The following is a 17,245-nucleotide window of genomic DNA, read 5'->3' as shown; positions in this document are numbered from 1 at the left end:
ACTTCTTCACGGGTAGTGGGACCTCGCCACCCTTCCCCGAAATGGCCGTCCGAATCACTGCCGACGATCTTAGTGCGAGTCTCTGTGTCGACTCGCAATCGTGATGGTCACCGGCCAAATTCTGGACCGTCAGGTCTGGTCTGATGCTCTGGGCTAGACTGCTCCTTCGGTCACTGCAACAGTTCGGCGCTGCATCATGTGCGCGGAAGCCAGGCAGTACCAATGCGGCGGGACAACTGCTGCACGTCGACCGTAGGAGACAACGTCATGCCGGCAATCGTCCTGATCGGCGCCCAGTGGGGCGACGAAGGTAAGGGCAAAGCTACAGATCTACTGGGCGAGCAGCTTCAGTGGGTCGTGCGATACCAGGGCGGTAACAACGCCGGACACACCGTGGTTCTGCCGAACGGTGACAAGTTCGCACTGCACCTCATCCCGTCCGGAATCCTCACCCCCGCCGTCAACAACGTCATCGGTAACGGTGTCGTCGTCGACCCGGGTGTGTTGTTGACCGAATTGGCAGGCCTGGAAGAGCGCGGCGTGGACACGTCCCGCCTGCTGCTTTCTGCTGATGCGCACCTGATCATGCCGTACCACGTGGCCATCGACAAGGTCACCGAACGCTTCCTGGGAGCGAAGAAGATCGGCACGACCGGCCGCGGTATCGGCCCGTGCTACCAGGACAAGATCGCCCGTGTCGGTGTTCGTGCCGCGGACGTCCTTGACGAGAAGATCCTGACCCAGAAGGTCGAAGCAGCACTCGAATTCAAGAACCAGGTGCTGGTCAAGATCTACAACCGCAAGGCACTCGACCCGCAGCAGGTCGTCGAAGAAGTACTGACGCAGGCCGAGGGTTTCAAGCACCGCATCTCGGACACGCGCCTGGAACTCAACCTCGCCCTCGAGCGCGGCGAGACCGTTCTGCTCGAAGGTTCGCAGGGCACTCTGCTGGACGTCGACCACGGCACGTACCCGTACGTGACCTCGTCCAACCCCACTTCGGGTGGTGCGGCGGTCGGTTCGGGAATCGGTCCCACCAAGATCACCACAGTGCTGGGCATCCTGAAGGCGTACACGACGCGTGTCGGTTCCGGTCCGTTCCCGACGGAGCTGTTCGACGATCACGGCGCATACCTGGCGAAGCAGGGCGGCGAGGTCGGTGTCACCACCGGACGCGCTCGTCGTACGGGATGGTTCGACGCTGTCATCGCGCGTTACGCGACGCGCGTCAACGGCATCACCGACTACTTCCTCACCAAGCTGGACGTGCTGAGCAGCCTCGACACCGTGCCGATCTGTGTCGCGTACGAGGTGGACGGTGTCCGCCACGACGAAATGCCGATGTCACAGAGCGATATTCACCACGCCAAGCCCATCTACGAAGAGATGCCCGGCTGGTGGGAAGACATCTCGGAGGCTCGCACCTTCGAGGAACTGCCGCAGAATGCGCAGAACTACGTGCTTAGGCTCGAAGAGCTTTCGGGTGCATTCATCTCCTGCATCGGTGTCGGTCCCGGCCGCGACGAGACGATCGTCCGGCGCGAGATCGTCCGCTAGTTCGTTTCCTCGAAATCCCCGCTCCTGCAAGCAGGAGCGGGGATTCGTGTTTCAAGCCAGCTTCGACAAGTGCGCGGTGACGGTCTTCCAGTCGGGAAACTTGGTGCTGCCGAACTTGATCCACTCGCCCTCGAAACGATCTGCGCCGTTTGCTCCGCGGTCGTCGACGAGGTAATCGCCTCGATTGAGGTGCTTGTGGTGCGAGAGGATCAGACGTTTGTACGCGACGCTGCCCTCCTCCATGCCGAGGTGCTCTTGGACCCACAGAACCTTGTCGTGCCAGGCTGTGGCGTTCTTCCACGGCGCTGTCGAGAGGATGTAGGTGTCGAACTGCTGTGCCAGTTGGTGGTAGGCGTCGATAGCGCCGTCGAGAGGATCCATGCGAGAGAAGATGTGCGGCGCTTCATCGAGGTCGTTCTTGTACTTCTCTCGGACGCCGTCGGTCAGGCGATCGATGCCCGACTGGAAGTTGACCAAGGTGTTGTCGAGATCGACGTAGAGAATCCTTTTGGAAGCCGGCATGGGAACCCTCTCTGGAGACTTTCTGAGTGCGAAAAGAGTCCAGTTTCACGCAACTGGACTGAGATCAGTGAATTCTTCCCCCTGATCACAATCGCACGGGGGTCTGACAGCGTCATTCTCGCGGTCTGAAGTCTTGTCGTGGAAGATGCCGCCGAGGGGTGCTGCCAGGCGAAACTGCTCCAAACGAATGTATGTACCTTCACCTTCGGCGGGCGCGAAGAAGTAGACGAGTGCCACGAAGAGTCCGATTCCGATCAGGGTTGCGAAGGTAGTCATGGACATATGATCAACTCGACTGGTATTGAGTTACATAGCCAAGTTGTCGATACTGGACTGCATGATGACTCGAGTTCTCGGTGCCCGTTCGCTTGCGCGCGATCTGGGATCCTGGCAGGAAGAGTCCGGACGCAGGCCCGCGTACCGTGCGCTTGCCGACGGTATCCGCCTGCTCGTGCACGACGGTCGCGTTCCGCTGGGAGTCGCACTGCCGAGTGAGCGTGAACTTGCGGCGGTACTCGAACTCAGTCGAACCACGATCACGTCGTCGTACTCGGTGCTGCGAGACGAGGGGTACCTGATCAGCCGGCAGGGTTCGCGAAGCACCGTGGCATTACCTGCCGGCGCGCGGCCGAACGGGTTGATGTTCCGCTCCCATCAACCCGGGCCGAGTGGACCCGTCGTCGACCTCAGTTACGCGGCGATGGCAGCTCCCGCCGCTCAGGTCGAACTGGCGTATGCGTCTGCGCTGCAGGAACTTCCGAACTTCCTTCCCACACACGGGATGGAACCGGTCGGGATCGCCGACTTGCGTGACGTGATCGCGCAGCGCTACACGGCGCGGGGTCTTCCCACCACCGCCGAACAGATCATGGTGACCTCGGGTGCGCAGCACGCGCTTCGATTGTTGCTGTCGGTGCTCACCTCACCCGGCGAGCGAGTGCTGGTCGATCATCCGACGTACCCCAATGCGCTGGAAGCGATTCGGCGAAACGGCGCTCGGCCCGTACCGGTTCCGGTCCGACCGGAGTTCGCGGCCGCCGGAGCCTGGGATCTCGACGGGATTCGTAGTGCAGCAAGGCAAACCGCTGCCAGAATGGCATACCTGATCCCCGACTTTCACAACCCGACCGGCCTCTGCATGGACTCTTCCGGCCGCGCCGAGCTTGCGAAGATTGCGCACGAAACGCGAATGACTCTGGTCGTCGACGAGACGATGGTGGATCTGTGGCTCGACGCACCACCGCCGGCGCCGGTCGCCTCACATGGGCGAGGCGCAGCGAAAACCGAAGTGGTGACGCTCGGTTCGACCGCGAAGTCGCTGTGGGGCGGGCTACGTGTCGGTTGGATTCGCGCCGATGCCGCGCTCATCACCCAGTTGGTGGGGGCGCGTGCCGCGGTCGACCTCGGTACTCCCGTCATGGATCAGTTGGCAGCCGCTTACTTGCTCGCCGACGACCGCTCGTTGCTCGAACAGCGTCGCGAAGTTCTGCGAGAACAGCGTGCGGTACTCCTCGGTGCGGTGGCCGAGCATCTGCCGGACTGGCGTCCCACCATCGGTTCCGGCGGAATGTCGGTCTGGATGCGAATGTCCGCGCCCGTCTCGACGGCGTTGGCGGCGGTGGCACCCAACTTCGGCGTACTCCTTGCCGCCGGCCCCCGTTTCGGCGTAGAAGGTGCGTTCGAACGATTCATCCGCGTGCCGTACGCACGTTCTCCCGAGGACCTCATTCGCGGCGTTGCATCCATCGCCGCTGCGTACGACACTCTCGCGACGGATCGCGACACGGCAGACCAACGAATGGTCGTCGTCTGAGAACTGGGTACACACCCTGAAAGTGGTGTGAAACCAGGAGGTAGGGCATGACGGCGGTAGACGGTACAGGCGCAGCGGGAACCAGTGCGGCGGAAGCGCTCGCAGAACGATTGTTCGCGGCCACGCTCGGGGCATCGGAGCTGCAGGCCGTGTATCTGGGCGACCGGTTGGGCTGGTACCGCGCGCTGAGCGATCACGGCCCGCTCACGTCGACGGAGCTGGCGGACCGGACAGGGACCGTCGAAAGATATGCGCGGGAGTGGCTCGAGCAGCAGGCCGTCGCCGGTTATGTGGACGTCAATTCGGATGCCGATCGCCGGTACAGCCTGCCGCAGGCTCACGCCGATGTTCTGGTCGACGACGAGAACCTACTTTTCCTGGCGCCGCTGGCGAGGCTGTTCGTCGCGACGACGTCGTCGATGCCACGTCTACTCGACGCTTATCGTCACGGTGGGGGAGTCACGTGGGAATCGATGGGCCCCGATGCTCGCGAGGGTCAGGCGCTACTGAATCGGCCGATGTATCTCCATCAGCTCTGTCAGCAGTTTCTGCCGGTAGTCACCGACCTGCACGCCACACTTTCGGACGGCGGGCAGGTCGCTGATCTCGGGATGGGGGAGGGCTGGTCGTCGATCGCGCTCGCCCTCGGATACCCGAAGATCGAAGTGCACGGCTTCGACGTCGACGCGGCGTCGGTGAACGCTGCCCGTCGTAACGCTCATGATCGGGGGGTGGACGACCGCGTGCATTTCTCGTTGGTCGACGTCGCCGGACAGGCTCCTGAGGCCGGGCGAGCCGATGCCGGGACCTACGACGCCGTCTTCGCTTTCGAGTGCCTTCACGACGTTCCGGATCCGGTGGGTTTTCTTTCCACGGCTCGGGCGATTGCCCAGCCGGGCGCTCCGGTGATCGTGATGGACGAACGAACGGCGGATGAGTTCGATCCCGAGGCGGGTCCGATCGAGCAATTGCTGTACGGATTTTCGCTGACCTGCTGCCTACCGGACAGTCTTTCGCATCCGGGAAGCATTGCCACCGGGACGGTGATGAGGCACTCGACACTCGAAAGCTATGCCAAGGCGGCAGGTTTCGAGCGGGTGGACGTGCTGCCGATCGAGCACGAGATGTTCAGGTTCTACAGGTTGGGCTGACGCCCCGTGCGCCTTTTTGGTTGCAGTAACTACCAAAAAGGCGCACAGGGGCCGAAGGCCCTAGGTCCAGACCGTATCGATATCCGTCGCCTCACGCGCCGGCGCAGCAGGCGTCGTGGTGGGCGTGCGCGAGAAGCGCGGTGCGGGAGCATGCTGGGTGACGCCGTCCAGTTCGATGAGCGAACCGCGGGCTGCGATGTGTTCGTTGGACGGAGCCTCGGCGAAAGTCAGGACAGGGGAGACGCAGGCGTCGGTGCCGAGGAAGATCTTGGCCCACTCGTCGCGAGTCTTGGACAGGAACTTTTCGGTGAAGAGCTTCTTCATGTCGTCCCACTTGGACGTGTCCATCTGGTGAGGGAGCGTCGCGGGATCGAGTTCGAGGCCCTCGAGCAGCAATGCGTAGAACTGCGGTTCGATGGATCCGACGGCCATGTACTTGCCGTCGGAGGTCTCGTAGGTGTCGTAGAACGGAGCGCCGGTGTCGAGGAGATTGACGCCGCGCTCGTCGGACCAGACGCCGCGACCGCGGAATGCCCACATCATGTGGGAGAGCGCGAGGGTTCCGTCGACCATTGCCGCGTCGACGACCTGGCCCTTACCGGACGTCGAGCGCTCGACGAGAGCCGACAGAATGCCGAAGATCAGGAACATGGAACCGCCGCCGAAATCGCCGACCATGTTGAGCGGCGGCACGGGACGTTCACCCTTGCGTCCGATGGCGTTGAGGACACCGGTCAGTGAGATGTAGTTGATATCGTGACCGGCGGCGTTGGCGAGCGGTCCTTCCTGTCCCCAGCCCGTCATACGGGCGTAGACGAGGCGCGGATTGCGCTCCGAGACCACGTCGGGTCCGAGTCCCATGCGTTCCATGACGCCGGGGCGGAAACCCTCGATGAGGACGTCGGCGCGGCCCAGGAGATCGAGCACTTTCGCGACGTCGGCCGGGTCCTTCAGGTTGGCCTCGACGATGCGGCGGCCACGCTTGATCTGGTCGGTTGCGTTCGAGTCCTGCGGAATCTGCCCTGCGCGCTGCACGATGACGATGTCGGCGCCCATGTCCGCCAACAGTGTCGCGGCGTGCGGGCCCGGTCCCAATCCAGCGAATTCCACGATCCGAATGCCCGCGAGCGGGCCCTTCTTCTCCACAGCTTCTGCAGACACACGCACTCCCAATTCAGACGGTGACAACACTTCTGACCCGACGGTAACGTGTCGAATCGATCAGGTGTGCTCCGGGGCACTGTGTCCACCGAGGGAGGCGCCGATCACTAGACGGCGGCACCCTCGAACTGAGCGTTGTAGAGACGGAAGTACGCGCCCGCCGCTGCGATGAGTTCGTCGTGTGTGCCCTGCTCGACGATCTTGCCCGCCTCCATCACGACGATCAGATCGGCGTTACGGATGGTCGAAAGCCGGTGCGCGATGATGAAGCTGGTCCGCCCGACGCGCAACGCGGACATTGCTTGCTGCACAAGCTGTTCCGTACGTGTGTCGACCGAGCTCGTCGCCTCGTCGAGAATCAGCAGCGACGGCTCCGACAGGAATGCACGAGCGATCGTGATGAGCTGCTTCTCGCCGGAGCTGATGTTCGACGCCTCCTCGTCCAGCACGGTGTCGTACCCGTCCGGGAGCGTGTGGATGAAGCGGTCGACGAAGGCAGCGCGTGCGGCTTCGTGAATCTCGTATTCGCTGGCGTCGAGTCGGCCGTATGCGATGTTGTCGCGGATCGTGCCGCCGAAGAGCCAGGTGTCCTGCAGAACCATGCCGACGTGCTTGCGCAAGTCGGAGCGGCGCATCTGCGAGATGTCGACGTCGTCGAGAGTGATTCGGCCGGAGTCGACTTCGTAGAAGCGCATGAGCAGGTTGACCAAGGTGGTCTTGCCGGCACCGGTGGGCCCGACGATGGCGACCATCTGCCCGGGCCGGGCCGTGAGGTACACGTTCTCGATCAACGGCTTGTCCGGCTCGTACCGGAACGAGACGTTCTCGAACTCGATGTGACCGACGTTGCGATGACGTCCGGCGGGCTCGGGGAGAAGCGGCACGTCGATGTCGGGCGACTGCTCGGGTTCGTCGAGAAGCTCGAAGACCCGCTCCGCCGACGCGGCTCCGGACTGCAGGCTGGTCGACATGGACGCGATCTGCGTCAGTGGCTGGCTGAACTGGCGCGAATAGACGATGAAGGCCTGAACGTCACCGAGTGACATGTTGCCGCTGGCGACCTTGAGAGCGCCGACCACAGCGAGCAGCACGTAGGTGATGTTTCCGACGAAGTTCATGACCGGCATGATCAGGCTGGAGAGGAACTGTGCGCCGAAGGACGCGTCGAGGAGCTTCTTGTTCTGCTCGGCGAATTCACGCTCGGCTTCGGCCTGATGCCCGTACACGCGTACCAGGTCGCGACCGCTGTAGTTCTCCTCGATCTGCGCGTTGATCTTGCCCGTCTCGGTCCACTGAGCCTTGTACAACACCTGTGCTCGCTTGGCGACCCTGGCAACGAGGAGCACCGATACCGGCACCGCGATCAGTGCGATCAGGGCGAGCATCGGAGAGATGACGAACATCATCGTCAGGACGCCGAGGACGGTGAGCACCGACGTCAGGAGCGAGGTCAACGTCGACGACAGCGTCGACGAGATGTTGTCGATGTCGTTGGTGACGCGGCTGAGGATCTCGCCACGCGGCGTCTTGTCGAAGTATGGAAGGGGGAGACGGTGAAGCTTCGCCTCGACCGAGGCACGCAGGTTGTAGATGGTCTTCTGGACGATGATGTTGAGGAGGAATGCTTCCAACCAGGCAAGCAGCGACGAGAGCAAGTACACGCCGATCGCGAGCATGACGACTTTGCCGATGGCGTCGAAGTTCAGACCCACACCGGGAACGACGTCGGTCGAGTTGGCGACAAGATCGGCGAACGTCGAATTCCCTGATGCCCGGATGGCGTCTGCGGCCTGCTCGCGGGTCAGTCCGGCGGGCAGGCTCTTGCCGATGAACCCGGCGAAGATGAGGTCTGTCGCGTGACCGAGGATTTTCGGCACTGCGACCGACAGCGCGATGCTGGCGATCGTCGCAACGACGACACAGAAGACCGCAAACTTGTGCGGCTGCAGAAGCGAGAGAAGCCGTTTCATCGTCGCCTTGAAGTGGCGAGGTTTGGTGTCAGTCGCGGTCAGCGCGGGCTTCGGCTCTTTGTCGGGGGTCTCGGGGTTACTCGACTTCGCATCCCCGTCCGCGGATTCAGGTTCGCTCGGGATCTTGGCGAACACCACCGTCGGGGCATCGTCGAAGTACTGGCTGTTGGGGCCGCCCCATGTCGGGTCCTGCGGGCTGGTCATGCGCTCATCTCCGCGGGAATCTGGGAAGCCACGATCTCTTGGTACGTCGGACAGTTGGCCAGAAGGAACTGATGGTCGCCGAGGCCGACCGGCGCACCGTCTTCGAGGACCATGATCTGGTCGGCATCGATGATGGATGCGACGCGCTGAGCCACGATGATGACCGTCGAATGAGTCGAAACCGTCCGGAGTTCGCGTCGGACCGCGGCGTCCGTATGCATGTCGAGAGCGGAGAACGAATCGTCGAAGACGAAGATCCGGGGTCTGCGGACCACCGCTCTGGCGATGGCGAGACGTTGTTTTTGTCCGCCCGAGAGATTGCCGCCGCCCTGGGCGATCGGTGACTCGAGACCGTCGGACAGCTCCCGGACGAAGTCGTCTGCCTGGGCGATGGTGAGGGCTGCCCAGATGTCGTCGTCGGTGGCGGTCGGGTTTCCGTAGCGGATATTGCTCGCGATCGTGCCGGCGAACAGATAGGCCTTCTGGGGCACGTATCCGAAGTTGGCGAAGAGTTCGTCCTGATCCCAGCCACGGACGTCCAAGCCGTCGACCAAGACGGCGCCGGCCGTGACGTCGAACAGTCGGGGGATGAGTGAGACGAGGGTCGATTTGCCACTACCGGTACTGCCGACGATCGCGGTGACCGTTCCTGGCATGCATCGCATCGAGACATTCGACAGGACCGGCGTTTCAGCTCCCGGATACGTGAATCCGGCTCCACCGAACTCGACAACGCCGTAGGGGCTGGTCGGGCGAAGGGGCTGGGCCGGCGCGGGCACGGTTGGCTCGGTGTCGAGCACTTCGGTGATGCGGTCGGCACACACGGCCGCGCGGGGGATCACGACGGCCAACATGGTCGCCATGACCACGGACATCAGGATCTGCATGACGTAGGCGAGGAAGGCGCTGATCTGGCCGATCTGCATGTCTCCGGTATCGACCAGATGCGCGCCGAACCACAGCACCGCGACGCTCGACAGGTTGGCGATCAACATGACGGTGGGCAGCAGAACCGCCTGGTACCGGCCGATGAGGAGCGAAGTGTCGGTCAGTTCCTTGTTGGCCTTGTCGAAGCGGATCGTTTCGTCGGGTTCGCGAACGAAGGCGCGAATGACACGCATACCGGTGAGCTGTTCGCGCAGTGATCGATTGATGTTGTCGATCCGCGTCTGCATCGTCCGGAAATGCGGGATCAGCTTGGCCACCACGACCGAGACGGTGATGCCGAGCAGTGGTACCGAAATCGTCAGGAGCCAGGACATCTGCAGGTTCTCGCGCAGAGCCATGATGATGCCGCCGATGCACATAAGTGGGGCGCTGACGAGCATCGAGGACGTCAGCATGACCAGGGCCTGGATCTGCAGGACGTCGTTGGTGTTGCGTGTGATCAGCGTCGGCGCACCGAAACTGTTGAATTCGCGATCCGAGAAACTGCCGACTGCCTTGTAAAAGGCGCCTCGAACGTCGTGGCCGAAGCCCATCGACGATTTTGCAGCCAGATAGGTCGATGCGACCGACGCGATGATCGACGCAAGCGAGACCAGGAGCATGATCCCGCCGGTGGACATGATGAATCCGGTGTCGCCTCGGGCGACGCCGTCGTCGATGATCCGCGCGTTGAGTGTGGGGAGGACCAACGACGCGATGGCCCCGAAGAGTTGCAGTGCGAGGACCCCGGCAAGCAACCAGCGGTACGGCGGCAGGTACGTCTTGAGGAGTTTTGCTAGCACGACGGTTCCCGGTGAGTTGCCTCGGTTGCCGCTCGTTCGCGATTGATCACACGCACACGGTATGACAGATCGCGGTCGAGGTTGGCACCGACTCTGACGATTGCATCCTTTTGTCCTAATTGACTGTGATCTCGAACACACTCGAATTCGAGATTGGATTCAGGTCACAGCACCTGAACTGCAGGTTTACATATTCATCCAATGTGTCACGTTTTCGATTGAACAGAAACAAACTGGACGTACGTATTTAGCTTGGCTACAAAGACGTGCAGCGAACAAAACGTGCGCCGCGTCATAGATATTCATGCAAGGAGTCACATATGGGATCCCTCGGAAACCTCCTCAAGGCCAACGGTATGGGCTGGGGCATTCTCCAGCTTCTGCCCCTGGTCAACATGCTCAAAACCCTTCAGGGGCTGGACACCGCGAGCTCGAACTCCTGACGTTCGACCTCGAGAAATCTTCCGAAACAACACAGGAGTAGTCGCATGACCTCGATTCAGAATCTCGACGCCTTCCTCAAGAGCGTTCTTGCATTCGTGACCAAGTTGAACGCGGGATCGGCAGACGGCTCGGGTTCGGCCGGTTCGGCCGCCGAGTAGTTCTCGGTCCTCACTTCATCTCAACTGCATTCCGACAAAAGGAGGCCCGACATGGGTTCATTCGAAGACTTCAGCGGCGTCGTCAAGACGTTCATTCCGGTGCTCAAGGACCTGTTCACGGCACTCGGTGGTGGCTCTCTCACCCCTGGGACGGGATCGGCGGCCGATAAGTAAGTCCAGTTTGTCCGAAAGTGTGGCTCGCAGTTGTCTGCGGGTCACACTTTTCGGCTTTTCACTGTGAGCTAAATCACATTATGGGACATTATAGAGGGTGGATTTGCGCTTTGAACTGCAATTATCCGTAAAGGTGTGCCTGAAAGTCTGCATTGATAGCTATTAGGTAGCTAGACAAGTGTGGAAAGCCGGTCTATAAATGCAGGCAGCGCCAAGTAAGTGCGCTACATCACAGCTCGGGATGTTGTTCGGGGGGCGGTTCAGCCATCCGTGCGGCAGAAGTTCCCGAACCATCTCGGCCACCGCCTGCGGCCGGAATGGCGCTGGAACATCACACCACCTCACATACAGGAGAACCTCCTATGTTCGGATCACTCAGCACCCTCGGACCCCTGCTCACCGCGCTCGGAGCTTTCCTCAAGTCCGTTCCCACCGAATCGCTGTCCGGCAAGGGCGAGGGCTCGTCCACCGGTTCACTCTCGGGTCTGTCCAGCGGATCCGCCGAGTAGTCATCCCTTCCGGCAGGTCCATTCGGCTCTGCCGATCGGATTGCATGCAGGTGCCCTCTGTCCACTGTCGTGGCCGGAGGGCACTCGCGTTTGCGGAGATGGTCGCAGCTGCCGTTTTGGCATGTGAACACAGAACTGCGAGTGGCAGCACCTGCGTACGATGGTTCGACGACATCGGCATACGGTCACCGCGACGTCCGGTGCTCCCGAATTCAGAGGTAGCCGACCGCGAGGTGACGCATGGTAGGGACGAGTCGCTTTCTGCGCCTTCTCCTAGTGCTGGCCGTCGTACTTGCGGCATCGTTGATCGGCATCCTCACGCGCCCACCAGGTTTGCTCGCGACTTTCTGGTGCGCCAACGCCATTCTGCTGGGAATGATGGTCAGATGGCCGGTCCTGATCGAATGGCGGACGTGGATCGCCGCGGCCGTCGGATACGTCTGCGCTGACCTGATTACGGGCAACTCGCTGTCGCTTGCCCTGCAGCTGAACGGGGCCAACCTCGCCGGAGTGACGCTCGGTGTTCTCGTTCTGTACTACTTGAAGCGCACACCGTTCCGATTGGTCGATTCGCAGTCGCTGGTATGGATGGTCTTCGTTTCGTTCGTCGCGGCGACTGGTACCGCGGCCACGGCCGGCGCCTTGGACCGGCTCTTACGCGGTCAGTCCTTTGCCGACACGTTTTTCCACTGGGGTGCCACCGAGGTCATGGCGTACCTGCTGATCCTTCCTCTCATTCTCACTCTCACCATCCCGTCGAGCCTTGCCGAGTTCCGCAGGAAACTGACCGCCAGAACTGTCGCCGCTCTGAGCGTTCCGCTACTCGCCACTGCAGCCTGCGTGCCGATCGCCCTCAGTATCGAAGGGCCGATTGCGCTGGTCTTGCCGATTCCAGCTCTCCTCTGGTGTGCCACTCGCATCTCGGTTCCGAGCACTGCCTTCGTTTCAGTGGTCTGGTCGGTGTGGTCACTCATGATGGCGGGTAGCGGTCGACTCGACATCGGAGATCAAGCCGCCTCGACGTGGAACGAGGACGTCATCACATCCATAGCGGTCACACTGATCGCGTTGGGGCCGATAGCGGTTGCCTGTGCGACCGAGGAACGCCGTGCTGCCGAGCGTGAGCTCTTCCTTGCCGTCGAATTCGACCATCTGACCGGGGTCCTCTCGCGTGGTGCGTTCCTCGGCCACGCGGAAGCGGAACTTGCCGACGCGACTCGCACACAATCTCCGGTCGGCCTGCTGATGCTCGACCTGGACCACTTCAAGAGCATCAACGACACGCATGGACATATGACCGGTGACAGCGTTCTCGCGAACTTCGCCGAGCGGGCCGCTGACCGATTGTCGGACGGCGATCTGATCGGAAGGCTCGGCGGCGAGGAGTTCGCCGTTCTGCTTCCGGACTGCAGCTACGCGCGAGCAATCGATGTCGCCGAGGCGGTCCGCGGCGCGCAAGTCGAGTACTCGGCCGAATCAGATGTGACGAGCACCGTCAGCGTCGGCGTCGCGTGGGTCGATCATGCGACGCCGGCGCTGTCGACCCTCATGAGCGTCGCAGACGAGGCTCTGTACGACGCCAAGCGTGCTGGGCGCAACCTCGTGAAAGTGCACCGCGTCGGCAACGACACCGTGCCGCAACGGAATTCCGAGCCGGATACTGCCACCCGCACCTATCGCAAACCTGCGGTACCCCGAACGATCCGGCGAGGATTTGGCCACGAAGGTGTGGTGGACGGCCGATAACCGCGCTGACCTGCATCGGGATTGGCATATAGTCGCACCCATGCAGCTTGATTCGACGCCTTCGCCCTTGCCGACGCTTCCGCTCCGATTCGGAACCCCACTGACCGAGAACTCCATCCGCGTGATGATGTTGGGATCAGGCGAGTTGGGTAAGGAAGTTGTCATCGCGCTGCAGCGTCTGGGCGTCGAAGTGATTGCGGTGGATCGGTATCCCGATGCCCCTGGGCACCAGGTGGCTCATCGTGCTCATACTGTCGACATGACCGATCCGGAAGCACTGCTTGCCGTCATCGAGTTGGAAAAGCCTCACTTCGTGGTTCCCGAGATCGAGGCCATCGCGACGGATGCGCTTGCACTCGTCGAAGAACGCGGGGGTGCGGTGGTCATTCCGACCGCCCGAGCCACCCAGCTCACGATGAACCGTGAGGGAATCCGTCGGCTCGCGGCCGAGGAGTTGGGCCTGCCCACTTCGCCGTACGCTTTCGCGGACTCGCTTGCCGAAGTGCAGGCAGCGACAGACCGAATCGGTTTCCCGTGCGTCATCAAGCCAGTCATGTCCTCGTCGGGGAAGGGACAGTCGACGGTTCGATCCGCCGAAGATCTCGACGCCGCATGGGATTACGCGATGGCCGGAGGTCGTGTGAATCACGGCCGGGTGATCGTCGAAGGCTTTGTCGATTTCGATTACGAGATAACGCAATTGACAGTTCGAGCCGTCGGTGAGAGCGGTCAGGTCGAGACGTCGTTCTGCGAACCGATCGGGCACCTGCAGGAGGCCGGAGACTACATCGAATCGTGGCAGCCGCAGCAGATGTCCGCGGTTGCCCTCGCCTCGGCCCGAGACGTCGCCGAGAAGGTGACCACGGCTCTGGGCGGGCGAGGCATCTTCGGCGTCGAGCTATTCGTGAAGGGCGACGACGTCTTCTTCTCCGAAGTGAGCCCACGGCCGCACGACACCGGATTGGTGACTCTGCGGACGCAGCGACTTTCGGAGTTCGAACTGCATGCCCGCGCGATCCTGGGCTTGCCGGTCGACACGACGCTCACGTCTCCGGGAGCATCGGCAGTGATCTACGGCGGAGTGGAGGCAAAGGGGATCGGATTCGACGGCGTCGCCGAGGCGCTCGCGGTTCCCGAGACGGACCTGCGGCTCTTCGGCAAGCCGGAGAGCTTCACGCGTCGTCGCATGGGTGTTGCAGTGTCGACGGCCGCCGATGTGCCTACTGCACGCGACCGTGCTCGCGAGGCTGCGTCGAAGGTGCGTCCCGTCGGATGAGTCCAGCGGCCGAGGTCCTCGTCGGGCTGGTCATCCTGGTCGGTCTGATCGGTGTCGTCGTTCCGATTCTCCCGGGGACGCTTCTCGTTTTCGGTGCAATTCTGGTGTGGGCGATCATGACCGGTGGTGCCACGGCGTGGACGGTGTTCGCGCTGTCCACGCTGGCACTGGTGGTCACCGGGATCGTGAAGTACACGTGGCCGGGCAAGCGGATGAAGTCCGGGGGAGTGCCCAACCTGTCGGTGGTGGTCGGCGGCGTCGTCGGCATCATCGGGTTCTTCGTGATTCCGGTCGTGGGGTTGTTCCTCGGATTCATCGTCGGAACGTATTTCGCGGAACTAGCGCGGCTGCGCCGTTACGACATCGCTTGGTCGTCGACGCTTCACGCGGTGAAGGCAGTCGGATTGTCCATGCTGGTGGAACTGTTCGGAGCGCTGATCGCGGCGGGGCTGTGGCTGGGAGCCGTTGCGTTCACCTGAGCGCAGCGGTACCAGGAGCGGGCGTTGTCGCACATGACCGCGGGCAGGTCGTCGCCGACAGCGTCGGCGATCACGTCCAGGTCGTGGACCTCGAACGCTCGACGTGCCCGTGTGCCGGGTAGATCGGTGCCGAACATCAGCGCAGCGGGATTGACCGCGTGGATCTGGCGCAGCACATCGCTGACGTCGGAGATGGTGGTGCGGCCGAACCCGGTGGCTTTGACGCGCACTCCGCGGTCGACGAGGTTGAGGAGATACGGCAGTCCGCGGGTGGACATTCCCAAATGGTCGATGCTCACCGCGGGCAATTTGGCGAAGACCGGTTCCAACGACAGCAACAGCGTGGCATCGACGTAGAACTCGGCGTGCCAGCCGACCAGATCGAAAGCGCGGTTGGCGAGATCGGCGAGCAGACGCAGGTCGGTGGCGCCGCGGCGCAGGTTGAACCGGACGGCACGTACTCCCAGTGCGTCCAGAGCAACGATGTCTTCATCCGTCGCATCGAGCGGCAAAGCAGTGACGCCCACCCAGCCTTCACCGAGTTCGGACAAGGCAGCTTTCAGGTATTCCTGGTCATTGCCCTGGTACGACGCGGTCACCACCGCGCCGCCGTCAACGCTGAGGCCCTTCAGCGAGGCAATCCGGGCCCGGTAATCGGCCACGGTGAAGGGCTCAGGCAGGTACCCGTGATTCTCGACCAGCGGGAAGCGCGGGTCGATGATATGCACATGGGCGTCAAACACGGGGTCTATTTTGCCCTGTTGCCCTGGGTCCCTGCACACACCACCGGCCCGATGTGACCTGGGTCGCGTCGGGCCGGTGGAGGGCTTCTGTTCAGTTACTTCCGCGCACTCAGTTCGCGCGGTCGGGCTCGGATGCCTTCAGCATGTCGTGACGCTCGACGACCTTGATGCGCTCACGGCCCTCGGGCTCGCCCAGGCTGCGCTCGTGCGCGTCGAGGCGGTACCAGCCCTGCCAGGTCGTGTACGGAACCTGCTTGCCTTCGAGGAACTCGATGACTGCGTTCTCGTCGGGGTTCGCGGCGCCCGCGAAGTCGACGGAATCCTCGAGAAGATTCGCGACGGTTTCGTTGGCGTCACCCTTGGTGTGGCCGATGAGGCCGACGGGGCCGCGCTTGATCCAGCCGGTGACGTAGGTGGCCGGCATGAACCGGGCTGCGCCCTCGGCGTTGTCGTCGGCGACGACGCGTCCGGCGTCGTTGGGGACGGTGCCGGCCTGGTCGTCGAACGGCAACTGCGTGATGTTCTGCGAGAGGTAACCGACGGCGCGGTACACGGCCTGGACATCCCAGTCCTTGTACGTGCCGGTGCCCTTGACGTTGCCGGTGCCGTCGAGCTGAGTGCGCTCGGTGCGCAGGCCGACGACTTTACCGTCTTCACCGAGGATCTCCGTGGGAGATTCGAAGAAGTGCAGGAACAGCTTGTGAGGACGGGCTCCGACGTCGCGAATTGCCCAGTCCTGCAGCGTATTCGCAACCATGTCGACCTGCTTGGAGTTGCGGCGAGCCTGCTCGGAACCCTCGTCGTAGTCGATGTCCTCGGGGTCGACGATGACCTCGATGGTCGGCGAGTGGTCGAGTTCGCGCAGTTCGAGAGGGGTGAACTTGGCCTGGGCCGGGCCGCGGCGTCCGAAGACGTGAACCTCGACGGCCTTGTTGTTCTTGAGGCCCTCGTAGACGTTGGCGGGGATCTCGGTCGGCAGCAGTTCGTCGCCGGTCTTGGCGAGAACGCGGGCGATGTCGAGGGCAACGTTGCCGACGCCGAGGACGGCGACCTTCTCGGCTTCGAGCGGCCACGTACGCGGTACGTCGGGGTGGCCGTCGTACCAGGAGACGAAGTCGGCCGCGCCGTAGCTGCCGTCGAGTTCGATGCCCGGGATGCCGAGCGCACGGTCGGCGTTGGCGCCGGTGGAGAAGATGACCGCGTCGTAGAACGACTGCAGGTCGTCGAGGGTGATGTCGGTGCCGTAGTCGATGTTGCCGAGCAGGCGTACCTGAGGCTTGTCGAGCACCTTGTGCAGGGCGGTGATGATGCCCTTGATGCGCGGATGATCAGGCGCGACGCCGTAACGAATCAGGCCGAAGGGCGCGGGCATGCGCTCGAAGAGGTCGATGCTGACGCCGCGGCCGGAAACTGCGGTGTCGGATTTCATGAGGGCGTCGGCGGCGTAGATGCCGGCGGGGCCGGCGCCGACGATCGCGACCCGGAGTGGGCGGTTGGAGTCAGTCATCGTGAGGACAGCTACCTTCTTCGAAGTTCGGACAACATATCGACAAGTATCCAATTTAGCCGAACCTAAGCACAGTGCCTCGGTTGCGGCCGAACGGATCC

16 protein-coding genes are annotated in these 17,245 nt (G+C 62.6%); 9 read left to right on the top strand and 7 right to left on the bottom strand.

The genetic code is table 11. The features are described 5' to 3' along the window. Positions 1-267 precede the first annotated feature (267 nt). A complete protein-coding gene (locus tag M1L53_RS20690; RefSeq protein ID WP_003944351.1) occupies positions 268-1,557 on the top strand; it encodes an adenylosuccinate synthase in 1,290 nt (429 codons plus the stop codon). A 51-nt stretch (positions 1,558-1,608) separates the two neighbouring features. Here M1L53_RS20690 and M1L53_RS20685 read toward each other — a convergent pair whose 3' ends face one another. Both M1L53_RS20685 and M1L53_RS20680 read right to left on the bottom strand, forming a co-directional pair. Continuing rightward, entirely contained in the window at positions 1,609-2,079 is a 471-nt protein-coding gene (locus M1L53_RS20685) for a 5' nucleotidase, NT5C type (protein ID WP_054186913.1), read from the bottom strand. 45 nt (positions 2,080-2,124) lie between these two features. Then, positions 2,125-2,355 (bottom strand): hypothetical protein, encoded by a 231-nt coding sequence (locus M1L53_RS20680; protein WP_003944349.1) that lies wholly within the window; start codon positions 2,353-2,355, stop codon positions 2,125-2,127. Between the two features lie 61 nt (positions 2,356-2,416). On the opposite strand from M1L53_RS20680, the gene M1L53_RS20675 reads away from it, so the two are divergent. After that, positions 2,417-3,892: a PLP-dependent aminotransferase family protein gene (locus tag M1L53_RS20675; RefSeq protein WP_019749471.1), complete on the top strand. Its 1,476-nt coding sequence runs from the start codon at positions 2,417-2,419 to the stop codon at positions 3,890-3,892. Between the two features lie 47 nt (positions 3,893-3,939). Then, a complete protein-coding gene (locus M1L53_RS20670; RefSeq protein WP_003944389.1) occupies positions 3,940-5,043 on the top strand; it encodes a bifunctional 2-polyprenyl-6-hydroxyphenol methylase/3-demethylubiquinol 3-O-methyltransferase UbiG in 1,104 nt (367 codons plus the stop codon). 60 nt (positions 5,044-5,103) lie between these two features. Here M1L53_RS20670 and M1L53_RS20665 read toward each other — a convergent pair whose 3' ends face one another. From M1L53_RS20665 to M1L53_RS20655, 3 genes are all read right to left on the bottom strand, one after another. After that, positions 5,104-6,204: a CaiB/BaiF CoA-transferase family protein gene (locus tag M1L53_RS20665; RefSeq protein ID WP_042924245.1), complete on the bottom strand. Its 1,101-nt coding sequence runs from the start codon at positions 6,202-6,204 to the stop codon at positions 5,104-5,106. 107 nt (positions 6,205-6,311) lie between these two features. Next, on the bottom strand, positions 6,312-8,378 hold the full coding sequence (locus tag M1L53_RS20660) for an ABC transporter ATP-binding protein (protein WP_003944426.1): 2,067 nt from the start codon (positions 8,376-8,378) through the stop codon (positions 6,312-6,314). After that, positions 8,375-10,108, bottom strand: a complete 1,734-nt coding sequence (locus M1L53_RS20655; protein ID WP_021333951.1) for an ABC transporter ATP-binding protein — start codon at positions 10,106-10,108, stop codon at positions 8,375-8,377. Before M1L53_RS20655 ends, M1L53_RS20660 begins: the two co-directional genes overlap by 4 nt. A gap of 320 nt (positions 10,109-10,428) precedes the next feature. Here M1L53_RS20655 and M1L53_RS20650 point away from each other — a divergent pair, with 320 nt between their 5' ends. The 6 genes from M1L53_RS20650 to M1L53_RS20625 all read left to right on the top strand — a co-directional run bounded on the left by M1L53_RS20650 (position 10,429) and on the right by M1L53_RS20625 (position 14,894). After that, positions 10,429-10,551, top strand: a complete 123-nt coding sequence (locus M1L53_RS20650) for a hypothetical protein (RefSeq protein ID WP_003944443.1) — start codon at positions 10,429-10,431, stop codon at positions 10,549-10,551. Positions 10,552-10,761: 210 nt separating this feature from the next. Further along, positions 10,762-10,884 carry a hypothetical protein gene (locus M1L53_RS20645; RefSeq protein ID WP_019749478.1) on the top strand — a complete coding sequence of 41 codons (123 nt, stop codon included), beginning with the start codon at positions 10,762-10,764 and terminating at the stop codon, positions 10,882-10,884. A 362-nt stretch (positions 10,885-11,246) separates the two neighbouring features. Continuing rightward, complete coding sequence (locus M1L53_RS20640) at positions 11,247-11,393, top strand: hypothetical protein (RefSeq protein WP_007726811.1); 147 nt, start codon at positions 11,247-11,249, stop codon at positions 11,391-11,393. Positions 11,394-11,633: 240 nt separating this feature from the next. Continuing rightward, positions 11,634-13,139 (top strand): GGDEF domain-containing protein, encoded by a 1,506-nt coding sequence (locus M1L53_RS20635; protein WP_218960350.1) that lies wholly within the window; start codon positions 11,634-11,636, stop codon positions 13,137-13,139. Between the two features lie 40 nt (positions 13,140-13,179). Beyond that, entirely contained in the window at positions 13,180-14,415 is a 1,236-nt protein-coding gene (purT, locus tag M1L53_RS20630) for a formate-dependent phosphoribosylglycinamide formyltransferase (RefSeq protein WP_003944342.1), read from the top strand. Next, positions 14,412-14,894 carry a DUF456 domain-containing protein gene (locus M1L53_RS20625; protein WP_007726816.1) on the top strand — a complete coding sequence of 161 codons (483 nt, stop codon included), beginning with the start codon at positions 14,412-14,414 and terminating at the stop codon, positions 14,892-14,894. The genes purT and M1L53_RS20625 overlap by 4 nt, the downstream gene beginning before the upstream one ends. Here the strand turns inward: M1L53_RS20625 and M1L53_RS20620 are convergent. Then, entirely contained in the window at positions 14,798-15,637 is an 840-nt protein-coding gene (locus M1L53_RS20620) for an amidohydrolase family protein (RefSeq protein ID WP_223304639.1), read from the bottom strand. The genes M1L53_RS20625 and M1L53_RS20620 overlap by 97 nt on opposite strands. 109 nt (positions 15,638-15,746) lie before the next feature. Next, positions 15,747-17,144, bottom strand: a complete 1,398-nt coding sequence (locus M1L53_RS20615) for an FAD-dependent oxidoreductase (RefSeq protein WP_003944405.1) — start codon at positions 17,142-17,144, stop codon at positions 15,747-15,749. Positions 17,145-17,245 lie beyond the last annotated feature (101 nt).

Origin of the sequence: Rhodococcus sp. T9N (genome assembly GCF_024436645.1) — a bacterium.
Taxonomy (GTDB): Bacteria; Actinomycetota; Actinomycetes; order Mycobacteriales; family Mycobacteriaceae; genus Rhodococcus_F; species Rhodococcus_F qingshengii.
Note: the sequence above shows the minus strand (reverse complement) of the source record. Positions and strands in the feature narration are given on the sequence as shown.

Coding starts and splice junctions, on each gene's coding strand:
- M1L53_RS20690 (WP_003944351.1), top strand. CDS start 268: ATGCCGGCAATCGTCCTGATCGGCGCCCAGTGGGGCGACGAAGGTAAG.
- M1L53_RS20685 (WP_054186913.1), bottom strand. CDS start 2,079: ATGCCGGCTTCCAAAAGGATTCTCTACGTCGATCTCGACAACACCTTG.
- M1L53_RS20680 (WP_003944349.1), bottom strand. CDS start 2,355: ATGACTACCTTCGCAACCCTGATCGGAATCGGACTCTTCGTGGCACTC.
- M1L53_RS20675 (WP_019749471.1), top strand. CDS start 2,417: ATGATGACTCGAGTTCTCGGTGCCCGTTCGCTTGCGCGCGATCTGGGA.
- M1L53_RS20670 (WP_003944389.1), top strand. CDS start 3,940: ATGACGGCGGTAGACGGTACAGGCGCAGCGGGAACCAGTGCGGCGGAA.
- M1L53_RS20660 (WP_003944426.1), bottom strand. CDS start 8,378: ATGACCAGCCCGCAGGACCCGACATGGGGCGGCCCCAACAGCCAGTAC.
- M1L53_RS20650 (WP_003944443.1), top strand. CDS start 10,429: ATGGGATCCCTCGGAAACCTCCTCAAGGCCAACGGTATGGGCTGGGGC.
- M1L53_RS20645 (WP_019749478.1), top strand. CDS start 10,762: ATGGGTTCATTCGAAGACTTCAGCGGCGTCGTCAAGACGTTCATTCCG.
- M1L53_RS20640 (WP_007726811.1), top strand. CDS start 11,247: ATGTTCGGATCACTCAGCACCCTCGGACCCCTGCTCACCGCGCTCGGA.
- M1L53_RS20635 (WP_218960350.1), top strand. CDS start 11,634: ATGGTAGGGACGAGTCGCTTTCTGCGCCTTCTCCTAGTGCTGGCCGTC.
- purT (WP_003944342.1), top strand. CDS start 13,180: ATGCAGCTTGATTCGACGCCTTCGCCCTTGCCGACGCTTCCGCTCCGA.
- M1L53_RS20625 (WP_007726816.1), top strand. CDS start 14,412: ATGAGTCCAGCGGCCGAGGTCCTCGTCGGGCTGGTCATCCTGGTCGGT.
- M1L53_RS20615 (WP_003944405.1), bottom strand. CDS start 17,144: ATGACTGACTCCAACCGCCCACTCCGGGTCGCGATCGTCGGCGCCGGC.